The 11,851-nt window shown below is 53.7% G+C and carries 14 protein-coding genes; 5 read left to right on the top strand and 9 right to left on the bottom strand.

The genetic code is table 11. From position 1 onward, the window contains the following. Positions 1–55: 55 nt before the first annotated feature. The 4 genes from LCS67_RS16095 to LCS67_RS16080 all read left to right on the top strand — a co-directional run bounded on the left by LCS67_RS16095 (position 56) and on the right by LCS67_RS16080 (position 3,981). Positions 56–1,189, top strand: a complete 1,134-nt coding sequence (locus LCS67_RS16095) for a porin (protein ID WP_000152866.1) — start codon at positions 56–58, stop codon at positions 1,187–1,189. A 256-nt stretch (positions 1,190–1,445) separates the two neighbouring features. Next, a complete protein-coding gene (locus tag LCS67_RS16090; RefSeq protein WP_000524317.1) occupies positions 1,446–2,276 on the top strand; it encodes a MetQ/NlpA family ABC transporter substrate-binding protein in 831 nt (276 codons plus the stop codon). Positions 2,277–2,312: 36 nt separating this feature from the next. After that, entirely contained in the window at positions 2,313–3,329 is a 1,017-nt protein-coding gene (sfbB, locus tag LCS67_RS16085; RefSeq protein ID WP_000569660.1) for a virulence-associated ABC transporter ATP-binding protein SfbB, read from the top strand. Next, positions 3,322–3,981: a methionine ABC transporter permease gene (locus LCS67_RS16080; RefSeq protein ID WP_000342247.1), complete on the top strand. Its 660-nt coding sequence runs from the start codon at positions 3,322–3,324 to the stop codon at positions 3,979–3,981. Before sfbB ends, LCS67_RS16080 begins: the two co-directional genes overlap by 8 nt. 38 nt (positions 3,982–4,019) lie before the next feature. On the opposite strand, the gene mnmH is transcribed toward LCS67_RS16080, so the two are convergent. From mnmH to ppiB, 5 genes are all read right to left on the bottom strand, one after another. Further along, entirely contained in the window at positions 4,020–5,105 is a 1,086-nt protein-coding gene (gene mnmH / locus LCS67_RS16075) for a tRNA 2-selenouridine(34) synthase MnmH (RefSeq protein WP_000997740.1), read from the bottom strand. Positions 5,106–5,200: 95 nt separating this feature from the next. Continuing rightward, a complete protein-coding gene (purK, locus tag LCS67_RS16070; RefSeq protein ID WP_031564395.1) occupies positions 5,201–6,268 on the bottom strand; it encodes a 5-(carboxyamino)imidazole ribonucleotide synthase in 1,068 nt (355 codons plus the stop codon). Then, entirely contained in the window at positions 6,265–6,774 is a 510-nt protein-coding gene (purE, locus tag LCS67_RS16065; protein WP_000098736.1) for a 5-(carboxyamino)imidazole ribonucleotide mutase, read from the bottom strand. The genes purK and purE overlap by 4 nt, the downstream gene beginning before the upstream one ends. Positions 6,775–6,891: 117 nt before the next feature. After that, entirely contained in the window at positions 6,892–7,614 is a 723-nt protein-coding gene (gene lpxH, locus LCS67_RS16060; RefSeq protein ID WP_001603020.1) for a UDP-2,3-diacylglucosamine diphosphatase, read from the bottom strand. 2 nt (positions 7,615–7,616) lie between these two features. Then, positions 7,617–8,111: a peptidylprolyl isomerase B gene (gene ppiB / locus LCS67_RS16055; RefSeq protein WP_000255991.1), complete on the bottom strand. Its 495-nt coding sequence runs from the start codon at positions 8,109–8,111 to the stop codon at positions 7,617–7,619. A gap of 172 nt (positions 8,112–8,283) precedes the next feature. Here ppiB and cysS point away from each other — a divergent pair, with 172 nt between their 5' ends. Continuing rightward, positions 8,284–9,669 carry a cysteine--tRNA ligase gene (cysS, locus tag LCS67_RS16050; protein ID WP_000912377.1) on the top strand — a complete coding sequence of 462 codons (1,386 nt, stop codon included), beginning with the start codon at positions 8,284–8,286 and terminating at the stop codon, positions 9,667–9,669. A 44-nt stretch (positions 9,670–9,713) separates the two neighbouring features. Here the strand turns inward: cysS and LCS67_RS16045 are convergent, their stop codons facing one another. From LCS67_RS16045 to ybcJ, 4 genes are all read right to left on the bottom strand, one after another. After that, complete coding sequence (locus LCS67_RS16045) at positions 9,714–10,538, bottom strand: DUF2145 domain-containing protein (RefSeq protein ID WP_000818110.1); 825 nt, start codon at positions 10,536–10,538, stop codon at positions 9,714–9,716. Further along, complete coding sequence (locus LCS67_RS16040; RefSeq protein ID WP_001038577.1) at positions 10,535–10,972, bottom strand: STM0539 family protein; 438 nt, start codon at positions 10,970–10,972, stop codon at positions 10,535–10,537. Before LCS67_RS16040 ends, LCS67_RS16045 begins: the two co-directional genes overlap by 4 nt. Next, positions 10,965–11,510: a metal-dependent hydrolase gene (locus tag LCS67_RS16035; RefSeq protein WP_001143505.1), complete on the bottom strand. Its 546-nt coding sequence runs from the start codon at positions 11,508–11,510 to the stop codon at positions 10,965–10,967. The genes LCS67_RS16040 and LCS67_RS16035 overlap by 8 nt, the downstream gene beginning before the upstream one ends. A gap of 127 nt (positions 11,511–11,637) precedes the next feature. Further along, complete coding sequence (gene ybcJ / locus LCS67_RS16030; protein WP_000190278.1) at positions 11,638–11,850, bottom strand: ribosome-associated protein YbcJ; 213 nt, start codon at positions 11,848–11,850, stop codon at positions 11,638–11,640. Position 11,851: the final 1 nt, after the last annotated feature.

Raw genomic sequence — 11,851 nt, 5'->3', positions numbered from 1 at the left:
AGTTATTATTTGCCTGCTAAATGATTTGGATTGGCTATCTATCAAGGAAAATATAATGACAATTAAAATAACAGCGTTGGCGGCATCGATCGGCGCGGCAGTGGCTTTCATGCCTTTCGCTACTCAGGCGGAAATCACCGTTTTAAAACAAGATCCCCAGGCGGGTAATCCACTCAGCCGACTCAATTTCACCGTCGGCGGGAGTATTCGTCCGCAGTTCCAGAATATGACCGGCAATGACGGCGCGAACGGTTATAAACGTAATGGTTTTGATGGCGGGACGCGTTTCCGCTTCGCCGCGGATTACTATCTGTTTGATGATATCAGTTGGATTAGCTATTACGAGCTGGGCGTCAATATCCCTGCGGTATTTGACTGGGATAACCATTATGCGAAGGGTGCGACTGATACCACTCGCCGTATGCTGTATACCGGCTTCAAGAGCGCGACGTGGGGAACGCTGACCTTCGGTCAACAGAACAGCATTTATTACGATGTGGTGGGCGCAAAAACCGATATCTGGGATTACGACATGATAGGTCAGGCGCCGGGCAACGGGATTAACGGCGACTACGATGGTTCTTATCGCACGCGTAAATCATTGAAGTATAAGAAAAGCATTGGTAATGTCGATCTCTACGCGTCTTATCTGTTCAGCGACGATTATAATGCCAATAACGGCCTGAATTACAAACGTAAAGGCGGCGGTTCTTTAGGCGCGGATTACCATCTCACCGACGATCTGACCTGGGGGACGGCATGGAACTATACCCGTGCGGAGATGCGCGGCAACGGCAATAAAACTTACGATCAAAATATTGTCGGTACCGCGTTAAGCTGGACGCCGGAAAACTGGACTATTGCCGCAGGCGGCGGTTGGTATCAGAACTTTATGACGACCAAAAAAGTGTCTGTGAATGATTACTTTGCCGGCGATGCGTGGGGTCTGGAATATTTTGTCGGTTACGCTTTCCCGATTGGTCAGTATGCCGTAAAAGCTATTCAACCGTACTTTATGGGCGACCGCATTGAATATGTGAATGGCCGCGACTATCTGCGTACCGATAACGGCGTGGGGATCACCTTCCAACTGGATTATGGTTTCCGCGTTGATTATGAACATGTTTTCACCTCCAGCACTGATAATCTGGGCGATATGAACCTGGTGCGTCTGCGTTACGATTTCTAAAGCGTTTTCCTCTGCCGGATGTTGGCGTTAAGACCTCTTATCCGGCATTTCCCTTTACGCCATTCCCGCCTGACACACGCCTGAGCGCCTGCCTCGTACATTTAACGACACACCAGGAAACATCATGAAATAATTTCAAGGACAGCAGGCTGTGATCTGTGTCATGTTAAGAAATAGCCTTTCGTTTGGGCCAAAACAGACGATGCCGCATGAACGGCATCCGGCACAGCATCACACTATTTAAAATGGAGAAATTATGGGATTGCGTCAGAGTTTACGCATTGCGGCCAGCACGCTATTACTGGCCTGCGGATTACAGTTTGCCCATGCCGATAGTTCCCCGCAAACGATCGTATTTGGCGTCGCGCCAGGGCCGTATGGCGACATGGTGAAGCAGGCGATTGCGCCGACATTAAAAGAAAAAGGGTATAAGGTCGTGGTGCGCGAGTTTAGCGACTATGTCCAGCCCAATATGGCGTTAGCTAACGGCAGCATTGACGCCAACCTCTTTCAACATACCCTCTATTTTGACAAATTCACCGCTGACAAAGGGTTGAAGCTCAGCAAACTTATTGTGGTACCGACCGCCGGGATGGGCTTCTATTCACGTAAAATCAACAGTCTGGATGCGCTTAAAAAAGGGGACATTATTACCCTCTCCAACGATCCGACCAACCTGGCGCGCGGCCTTCGCTTCCTGCAATCGTTGGGGCTTATCACGATTAAGGACAATATCGATCCGACCAAAGCCTCTGAACGAGATATCGCCAGCAATCCAAAAGGACTGGTTTTCAAACCGCTGGAAGCCGCACAGCTACCGCGCACGCTGGATGGCGTGACCGGCGCGCTGGTTAACGGGAACTTTGCGGTGGCGGCAGGACTGGATCTTTCCAGCGCGATTAAGCAGGAACACCTGGATGAGAATCTGAAAAATATCATTGCGGTACGCAGTGAAGATGCCGATAAGCCGTTTGCCAAAGATATTGTCGAGGCGGTGAAATCGCCGGCTTATCGCGCGGTCATCGACGATCCAAAGAATATTTATAGCGCCTTCCAGAAACCGGAATGGATGACCGCGACACCCTGATCGCAGCGGTAGCCATCCCCAATTTCTGAGGTGAATATGATTGAAATAGAAAAAGTCTGCGTCGATTTTACCGCCGGTCGCGGTACCCCCACGCGCGCGGTGGATGATGTGAGCCTGCATATCGCCGCGGGCGAGATTTTTGGCATTGTTGGTACCAGCGGCGCAGGAAAAAGCACTCTGCTGCGTACCCTGAACGCCTTAACGCGTCCCAGCCAGGGGCGCGTCAACGTCAACGGCGTGGAAATTTCGGCGCTGGACGGAAAAGCGTTACGCCAGGCGCGGCAGCGTATTGGTATGATTTTCCAGCATTTTAACTTAATGCATACCCGGACAGTGGCGCAAAACGTTGCGTTTAGCCTGAAAGCGGCTGGCTGGGAACGCAGCAAAATCGCGCCGCGGGTGGCGGAAATTTTAACGCTGGTGGGCCTTGCCGATAAAGCGAACCGTTTTCCGGTACAGCTCAGCGGCGGGCAAAAACAGCGGGTGGGGATAGCCCGCGCCATCGCTAACCATCCGGATGTGTTGCTATGTGACGAACCGACTTCCGCTTTGGATCTGGAAACTTCCGCCACGATTCTGGCCCTGCTCAGACAGATCAATGCACAGCTCGGGATTACTATTGTGCTGATCACCCATGAAATGAACGTGATCAAATCTATTTGCGATCGCGTGGCGGTGATGTCGGGCGGTAAGGTTGTGGAATCGGGCGAGGTGTTTGATGTGTTTGCCCACCCGCAACACGCTTTCACACAGCAACTGGTGTCTCATACCCTTAATTTGACCCTGCCGGAACGTTTACGGGAACACCTGCCCGGGCAGTTGCTGAAAATTTTGTTTATCGGCGATTCGGCGGAGCAGCCGGTACTGTCAGAGGTGGCGATCAAGTTTGGCGTCGCGGTCAATATCCTGCATGGCAAGATTGAATATATCGGCGAACGCGCGTTGGGCATTCTGGTAGTGCAATTAACCGCGCCGCATAATCCAACGGCGGTGGCCGCCGCCGTGGAGCATATCCGTCAACGTACCGCACAGGTGGAGGTGATCCGTGGATGATTTATTGCCGGATTTAACGCTGGCGTTCAATGAAACTTTCCAGATGTTGAGTATTTCAACGGTGCTGGCGATTCTTGGCGGTCTACCGCTCGGTTTTCTGATTTTTGTCACCGATCGTCATCTGTTCTGGCAGAACCGTTTTATTTATCTCGTCGCCTCGGTTCTGGTGAATATTATCCGCTCGGTGCCATTTGTTATTTTACTGGTGCTGTTACTGCCGCTAACGCAGCTTTTGCTGGGTAATACGATTGGCCCGATTGCAGCCTCCGTCCCGCTGTCGGTGGCCGCAATCGCGTTTTATGCACGCCTGGTAGATAGCGCGCTCCGTGAAGTCGATAAAGGGATTATTGAGGCGGCGCTGGCATTCGGCGCTAGTCCGATGCGTATTATCTGTACCGTACTGTTGCCGGAAGCCAGCGCAGGGCTGCTGCGCGGCCTGACGATTACCTTGGTAAGCTTAATCGGCTACTCGGCGATGGCCGGGATTGTCGGCGGCGGCGGGGTAGGCGACCTGGCGATTCGCTATGGCTACTACCGTTACGAAACCGAAGTGATGGTTGTTACCGTAGTGGCGCTGATTGTGCTGGTTCAGGTCGTTCAGATGCTGGGCGACTGGCTGGCAAAACGTGCCGACAAGCGCGACAGACACTAAGCCGGCTCAATGTAGCGTCAGCCGGCAATAAAAATAAGCTATTGCGCTTTTAGCCAGTTGGCAACGTCTTGCCATGTGCCGCGAAAAACGATATTCGCGGCTTTTTTCTCCAGTTGATAGCGGTACATTGGGTCGTAATATTCGTTAAGTAGCGGAACCAGCCATGACATATGGCCGTCGGTGCTGCCGCTGGATAATTGTTCCGCCAGCGCCCTATCCAGCGTGTCCGTCAGTTCGGCAAAGCGTTGCAACCCCAGACGGCGGCGAATAGCGAACAGTCCATGGTGAAGATATTCACTATACGCCTGCCAACCGGCTTCATCGCCGTAGGCGTGGGTGAAGTCGTGATGCATACGGATGAAATACTCTTCACGCAGTCGTTCCAGACGAAGCGCAAACGGATCTTCCACTACCGCAATGGGGGCCTGCGCCATTCTTTCGCGTAAACACTCAGGCAGATGGTTGGCGCCGATCGTTCGCCCTTCATCTTCCAGTACCCACCTTTTTAGCGTCTGACGCGCGTTAATTTTCAGCAATTCAACGGCAAGTTTGTTTTCAAAACTGGCCTGGCTGAGCTGGGGTTTCAGCGTGCGGCCAAAAGAGGAGCCGCGATGACGCGCGAGACCTTCCAGATCCACGCCGTTGGGCTGTTGTCGCACCAGTTGCGTTTTGCCGCTGCCCGTACAGCCGCCAATTAAAAGTATCGGTTTTTGCGCCAGTTGCCAGGTCGCCTGAATTGCTGTCTGACGCAGCGCTTTATAGCCGCCTTCAATAAGCGGGCAGTCAATCCCTGTTTCTTGCAGCCAACGTTGTACGATATGTGACCGCTGACCGCCGCGCGCGCAGCACAGATACCCATTGGGGAAACGTTGATACGCGGCTTTCCAGGCCTCAAGCCGCTGCTGGCGAATGTCGCCGCAAACCAGCCGATGCCCCAACGCTAACGCCGCATCCGCGCCCTGACGTTTGTAGCAGGTGCCGACGGCGGCTCGCTCGTCGTCCATCATCAATGGCAGGTTGATGGCGCCCGGCATGGCGCCCTGTTCAAACTCAATCGGCGCGCGTACATCAATTAAAGGCGTATCGGCAAGGAGGAGCGCGCGATAGTCCGTTCCATCGTTCATGTGTAATCCCGAAAAACAAAACAGCAATAGCGAGATTTTACGCGCTGAGGGAGGAGCCGGGAAAGGGGAAGATCATTCTCCCGGCATTTTATGTGTTATTTAAGCTTACTTTGCGCCCAGATAATGTCGCTGGCGTATTCGCCCGGCAGGAGCGGAGAGAGCGCTTCCAGGGTGGCGCTAAGACGTGACGTATCGCTGTCGGTCAGATTCAGATGGCCGACTTTTCGCCCTGGACGTACCGCTTTATCATACCAGTGCAGATGTACCAGCGGCAGCTTCAGCCAGTCGTAATTCAGCTCGCTGCCGATCAGGTTGATCATCACCGACGGGGCGTTAATCACTGGCGCGGGCAACGGCAGGCCGGTAATCGCGCGCAAATGCAATTCAAACTGACTGATGCTGGCGCCATTTTGCGTCCAGTGTCCGCTGTTATGCACGCGCGGCGCCAGTTCATTGATTAACAGGCCTTCCGGCGTGATAAAACATTCCATCGCCATTACGCCGACGTAGTTCAGCGCCTGCATAATTGCTGACAGCATCGATTCCGCCTGCTCCTGCTGTTCGGCGTTCGCCTGTGGGAACGCGACGCTGGTCCGCAAGATGCCGTCCTGATGCAAATTGTGCGTCAGCGGGTAAAACACGGTACTGCCGTCATGAGCGCGCGCGCCGACTAACGACACTTCGCCGGAAAAATGGATGCCGCGCTCAACAATACATTCGCCATAGCAGTCATCCGGCAGTTGCCCGGTTTCGTCCGCGCGTAGACGCCACTGCCCGCGACCGTCGTAGCCGCCAACGCGACGCTTAATAATCGCCAGTTCGCCCAGGCGGTCAAAGATGCCGGACCACTCGTCGGCGCTGGTCAGCAGCTGCCACGGCGCGGTCGCGAGTCCCAGTTTATCGAAAAGCTGTTTTTGTGTCAGACGGTCGGCGATGATCGGAAATACATCGCGATTGACGAATGCCGGGTGGCGTGCCAGCTCGCGGGTAAGCGCGGTTTCCGGCCAGCGCTCAATCTCTGCGGTAATGACGCTCTGCTGTACCGGAACAGCAGTAGGCTCTGCATCCAGACCAACCGGCCAGACGGCGATACCCAGCGGTTCGCCCGCCTGGCGCAGCATTCGGCCCAGTTGTCCGTTGCCGAGAACGCAAACTTGCTTCATAGCGTCCCCCGCGGATCGGGGTTTTCCAGAACTTCATCGGTTTGCGCTTTGCGCCAGTCAGCGATGCGCTGATGCAGTTCCGCGTCGTGTTGCGCCAGAATCTGCGCGGCGAGCAGGGCGGCGTTAGCGGCACCGGCTTTACCGATCGCCAGCGTACCCACCGGAATGCCGCGCGGCATCTGCACAATGGAGTAAAGGCTATCCACGCCGCTTAGCGCAGCGCTTTGTACCGGCACGCCGAGCACCGGGACCAGCGTTTTTGCCGCAATCATTCCCGGCAGGTGTGCCGCGCCGCCCGCGCCGGCAATAATCACTTGATATCCGTTCTCTTCCGCCGTTTCGGCGAAGCTGAACAGCTTATCGGGGGTGCGATGAGCGGAAACCACTTCTACATGGTGCGGGACATCCAGAATTTCAAAAATTTCGGCGGCGAATTGCATGGTAGCCCAGTCGCTTTTGGACCCCATCACGATGGCGACACGCGCCGGATTATTGCGGGAAGACATGCGTCTTAAAACTCCTGTGGTGCGGGACACGCTGCTTTTGAGGTGTCAGAGAATAGCATGATAATCAGGCAAGGAAAACGGTTGCGTGTGCGCCGTAACGGACGATTCGACGAACATTTACAGGGGGAAGGCGATTAACTCTACGTTGTCCGGCGTGACTTTTACCATTGAACCTTCATGATGCCATGCGCCTAACACCACGCGGAATGCGGGCTGGTCGTTGGCGGAAAGTTCATGCACTGCCGGGCGGTGGGTGTGACCGTGAACCAGCCACTGTACGCGGTGTTTTTCCATTTCGGCGACGACGGTCTGTGCATTGACGTCCATAATATCCAGCGATTTGCTGCTGTTGGCGGCTTTACTGCCGGCGCGCATTCTGGCGGCGATACGGCGGCGGATAAACAGCGGCAGGGTAAGGAATAGTCGTTGAACCCACGGATTATGGACTTTGGCGCGAAACGCCTGATAACCGGCATCATCGGTACAGAGCGTATCGCCGTGCATAATCAATACATTGCGGCCATACAGGTCGAGCACCTTTTCCTGCGGCAGTAGAATCATGCCGCTTTCGCGGGCAAAGCGTTTGCCAATCAGGAAGTCGCGATTACCATGAATAAAGAAGCAGGGGACGCCGGAATCAACCAGCGATTTAATGGCAACGGCCATTTCACGATGTAGCGGGTTGGGGTCGTCGTCGCCAATCCAGGCCTCGAAGAGATCGCCAAGAATATACAGCGCGTCGGCCTGACGGGCTTCCACGGCTAAAAAACGCAGAAAACCGGCGACGATCGCCGGTTCTTCCGTTTGCAGATGCAAGTCTGCAATAAACAGTGTCGCCACGATTACTCGCTGACGGTCACGTTTTCAATGATGACGTCTTCTTTTGGTACGTCCTGGTGCATACCGCTACGGCCAGTGGCGACGCCTTTGATTTTATCTACCACGTCCATACCTTCTACGACTTCCGCAAAGACGCAGTAGCCCCAGCCCTGCAGACTTTCGCCGGAGAAGTTCAGGAAGTCGTTGTCTGCCACGTTGATGAAGAATTGCGCGGTAGCCGAGTGTGGTGCCTGAGTACGCGCCATCGCCAGCGTACCACGGGTATTTTTCAGACCATTGTTGGCTTCGTTTTTGATCGCCTCTTTGGTGGCTTTCTGTTTCATGCCCGGCTCAAAGCCGCCGCCCTGAATCATAAAACCGTTAATCACACGGTGGAAAATGGTGTTGTTGTAAAAACCTTCGCGGCAGTAGTCCAGGAAGTTTTTAACTGTTTCAGGCGCTTTATCATCAAAGGTTTTGATTACGATATCGCCGTGATTAGTGTGGAAAGTAACCATTTTTGCATCCTGTTCCAAGAGAGTGGTGCTTTAGCCCGCAATGGGGCACATATAGGGGCTTGTTATAGCATAACCGTAAGCTGCGATCACCTTGCAAAGTGTGCTGCTTCGATTACGAATAATATGTATCATACGGAGATTATTACCCACACACGTCTATACGGAATCTTCGATGTTAAAAATTTTTAATACACTGACGCGCCAAAAAGAGGAATTCAAACCCATTCATGCCGGGGAAGTCGGCATGTACGTGTGTGGTATCACCGTTTACGATCTCTGCCACATTGGCCACGGACGCACGTTTGTCGCTTTTGACGTTGTCGCGCGCTATTTGCGTTTTCTCGGTTATAAGCTGAAGTATGTGCGTAACATTACCGATATCGACGATAAAATTATTAAACGCGCCAATGAAAACGGCGAAAGTTTTGTCGCGCTGGTCGACAGAATGATTGCGGAAATGCATCAGGACTTTGACGCGCTGAATATTCTGCGTCCGGACAGCGAGCCGCGTGCGACGCACCATATTCAGGAAATTATCGAGCTCACCCGCACCTTAATCGAGAAAGGGCACGCCTATGTGGCGGATAACGGCGATGTGATGTTCGATGTACCGACCGATCCGACTTATGGGCAGCTTTCCCGTCAGGATCTTGAGCAGCTTCAGGCGGGCGCGCGCGTGGATGTCGTTGACGTGAAGCGTAACCCGATGGACTTCGTGCTGTGGAAAATGTCGAAAGAGGGCGAGCCGAGCTGGCCGTCGCCGTGGGGCGAAGGGCGTCCGGGCTGGCACATTGAATGTTCGGCAATGAACTGTAAGCAGTTGGGCAACCATTTTGATATTCACGGCGGCGGTTCCGATCTGATGTTCCCGCACCATGAAAACGAGATTGCCCAGTCTACCTGCGCCCACGACGGCGAATACGTCAACTACTGGATGCACTCCGGTATGGTGATGGTGGATCGCGAGAAGATGTCCAAATCGCTGGGCAACTTCTTTACCGTGCGCGACGTGCTGAAATACTACGATGCGGAAACCGTGCGCTACTTCCTGATGTCCGGGCATTACCGTAGCCAACTGAACTACAGCGAAGAGAACCTCAAGCAGGCGCGCGCCTCGCTGGAGCGGCTATACACTGCATTGCGTGGAACGGATAAATCAGCGGCCCCGGCGGGCGGCGAGGCGTTTGAAGCGCGTTTCGTCGAGGCGATGAATGACGATTTCAATACGCCGGAAGCCTACTCCGTCCTGTTTGATATGGCGCGTGAAGTCAACCGTCTGAAGGGCGAAGATATGACCGCCGCGAATGCGATGGCGTCTCATCTGCGGAAGATTTCCGGCGTGCTGGGACTGCTGGAGCAGGAGCCGGATGTTTTCCTGCAAAGCGGTGCGCAGGCGGATGACGGTGAAGTTGCGGAAATTGAAGCCTTGATTCAACAGCGTCTGGATGCCCGTAAAGCGAAAGACTGGGCGGCGGCGGACGCGGCGCGCGATCGTCTCACTGAAATGGGCATTATTCTGGAAGATGGCCCGCAGGGCACCACCTGGCGACGTAAGTAAGCGCTTTTACAGGCCGCTCTATTTGGCATAGAACGGCCTGTTTTTTATTTTTTCGCGCCGGGCGAAAGATAAACGCACACCGACTCCCCCAGATTCTGATGTTCACATCCGGATATTGCCCGACTGTAACGGGCAATAAAGCGGATGACGCTGTCGCCGCTGTTTAGCCCCACATCTCCTTTTCGCAGCAATTCTGCTGGCTGATCGTCGGTGAAAACGTTAGGGGTGAACAGTTTTGCGCCTAATCGTTCAAAAGTGCCAGCACTAACGATAGAGGGTTGATAACCCTGAAGCTGCAGCCAGCGGCGGGCATCATTACGTGACCAAACCTGCGCATCGTTTGCTCGCGCAAACACTTCGAGAAGCCAGCCATTCGAATTCTGATAAGGGCCGGAAAAAGGCCACGCAATCAGGTTATAGCGGGGACTGTGGAAGAGATTGAGTTTGATAGCGCTATGTAAGAGCGTTTGTAATGCCGTCGCGATATCTGAACGCGGGCGCAAAACGGCAATGCTCTGATTCACCAGGTCATCAGCCAGAAACTCATACAGACCTTGTATATAGAGCGCTGATTCAGCGGTTCCGCAAGTATTCAGATTATGGTAAACCCGCCAGTCTCCGTTTGGCTGGCGCATGGCATAGCCAGCATGTGACCAGATTAAATGTCGGCTCGACATATCTTGCCCCTGGCGAACCAGAATGACGACCGGATCGGGTTGACTGTTAAGCTGCTGTTTGAGTTGTAACGCCTGATCCATTGTCGCTGCGATGCTCTCCGGCGTGTTTGCTTTTTGGTGACAGTTAGCACTGTCTGCATAAGCGTTGAGCGAGATTGCGCTGAGCCACAGGGCAAACGCGAATCGCTTCATTTGGCCGGTACCGTCTGGTTGCTGGAAAGTCCTGCGTCGTCCTGATTTACCATATGGGCAAGGACTTTGCCCTCTTTTTTCAAATAAGCGCCGGTGCCTTCCTGCGTTTTTTCCAGAGTGACTTTATCACCTGCTTTGAGGTTGCCTTCTTTGACGACATTTAGCGGAACTTGCATTTTAATGTCTTTGTTATCGGGAGACTTAGTGGTTATCAGCGCGGTTTTTTGCTTTTTATTTTCGACAACAGATCCAATGATCAGGTTGAGCGGCAGCAGTACGGGGGAGAGTATAATTCCGCTAACCAGTGCGGAACTGCCCACGCTGACAACCGCAGACGATGCCGCATACCAGCCAGTGGCAGACATTTCTTCGCTATAGCTGGCGTGGGAAAATGAGAAACAGACGACCGCGGCGGCGAATGTCATTTTATTCATATTGATTCCTTTTAATATGCGTTTTAAGTACCCATAGAAATAACACTAAAATACTTCCCGGCAACCACACCCACAGCAATTCTGAGAGAATGACCTGATGTCCATACGGCGTGATGTAGCTTGAAAGCGCGAACGGCGCGACTTTAATCACCTGCCATGGGGCAAAGAAACGTTCATCTGACCACGGCCACAGCCAGCCGACGCCTTTACCACCCGTGGTTATCGAATCCAGCAGGCTGTGCGACAACAATGAAACGGTTAAAAACAGCCAGCAGCGCACCTGCCCCGCTCGAAACCATCGTCGTCCCGCGAGTACGCACAACAGGGGGAGGACGAATGCGAAAAGTAAAGAGTGGGTAAATCCGCGATGGCCGAAAACGTTGCCGTAGGCGATGCCAAATTTAAAGGCCAGCACGTCGGCATCGGGGAGCATCGCCAGCACAACACCGGCAAACAGCAGGCGAGGAGGGATAACTTTCAGGCCTAAGCCTGCGCCAAAACACAGGGGAACGGCGGCGTGGGTGATAACGGTAGGCATAGCGATGGTTCACAGGGAAATAGCCATGCTAGCAGTTGGAACGCAGAGGATTAAGTGGATGATTATCTGAAAAGACAGCGTAATCAGGCCGGATAAGACGCTTTGCGTCGCTATCCGGCACTCTGTATCAGGCCACGACGTTCACACTTTGGCCTTCAAAGCTAACGGTTTGCCCGGCGACAATTTTGCAGCGTTTACGCGTTTCAACCGCGCCATCAACCTTCACCAACCCGTCGGCAATGGCGATTTTCGCCTGTGCGCCGCTTTCGCTCCAGCCTTCCAGCTTGAGCAGATCGCACAGCTCGACGTGCGGGTGCTTGCCTAAAGAGAATGTCGCCATG

The organism is Salmonella sp. A7 (assembly GCF_020181675.1).
Taxonomy (GTDB): Bacteria; Pseudomonadota; Gammaproteobacteria; order Enterobacterales; family Enterobacteriaceae; genus Salmonella; species Salmonella enterica.
This window is presented reverse-complemented; position numbering and strand designations above follow the sequence as displayed.

What these genes read in the sequence shown, in the direction of transcription:
- purK (WP_031564395.1), bottom strand. Translation starts at nt 6,268, where the DNA reads ATGAAGCAAGTTTGCGTTCTCGGCAACGGACAACTGGGCCGAATGCTG.
- cysS (WP_000912377.1), top strand. Translation starts at nt 8,284, where the DNA reads ATGTTAAAAATTTTTAATACACTGACGCGCCAAAAAGAGGAATTCAAA.
- LCS67_RS16045 (WP_000818110.1), bottom strand. Translation starts at nt 10,538, where the DNA reads ATGAAGCGATTCGCGTTTGCCCTGTGGCTCAGCGCAATCTCGCTCAAC.
- sfbB (WP_000569660.1), top strand. Translation starts at nt 2,313, where the DNA reads ATGATTGAAATAGAAAAAGTCTGCGTCGATTTTACCGCCGGTCGCGGT.
- LCS67_RS16090 (WP_000524317.1), top strand. Translation starts at nt 1,446, where the DNA reads ATGGGATTGCGTCAGAGTTTACGCATTGCGGCCAGCACGCTATTACTG.
- ybcJ (WP_000190278.1), bottom strand. Translation starts at nt 11,850, where the DNA reads ATGGCGACATTCTCTTTAGGCAAGCACCCGCACGTCGAGCTGTGCGAT.
- LCS67_RS16040 (WP_001038577.1), bottom strand. Translation starts at nt 10,972, where the DNA reads ATGAATAAAATGACATTCGCCGCCGCGGTCGTCTGTTTCTCATTTTCC.
- purE (WP_000098736.1), bottom strand. Translation starts at nt 6,774, where the DNA reads ATGTCTTCCCGCAATAATCCGGCGCGTGTCGCCATCGTGATGGGGTCC.
- LCS67_RS16095 (WP_000152866.1), top strand. Translation starts at nt 56, where the DNA reads ATGACAATTAAAATAACAGCGTTGGCGGCATCGATCGGCGCGGCAGTG.
- mnmH (WP_000997740.1), bottom strand. Translation starts at nt 5,105, where the DNA reads ATGAACGATGGAACGGACTATCGCGCGCTCCTCCTTGCCGATACGCCT.
- LCS67_RS16035 (WP_001143505.1), bottom strand. Translation starts at nt 11,510, where the DNA reads ATGCCTACCGTTATCACCCACGCCGCCGTTCCCCTGTGTTTTGGCGCA.
- ppiB (WP_000255991.1), bottom strand. Translation starts at nt 8,111, where the DNA reads ATGGTTACTTTCCACACTAATCACGGCGATATCGTAATCAAAACCTTT.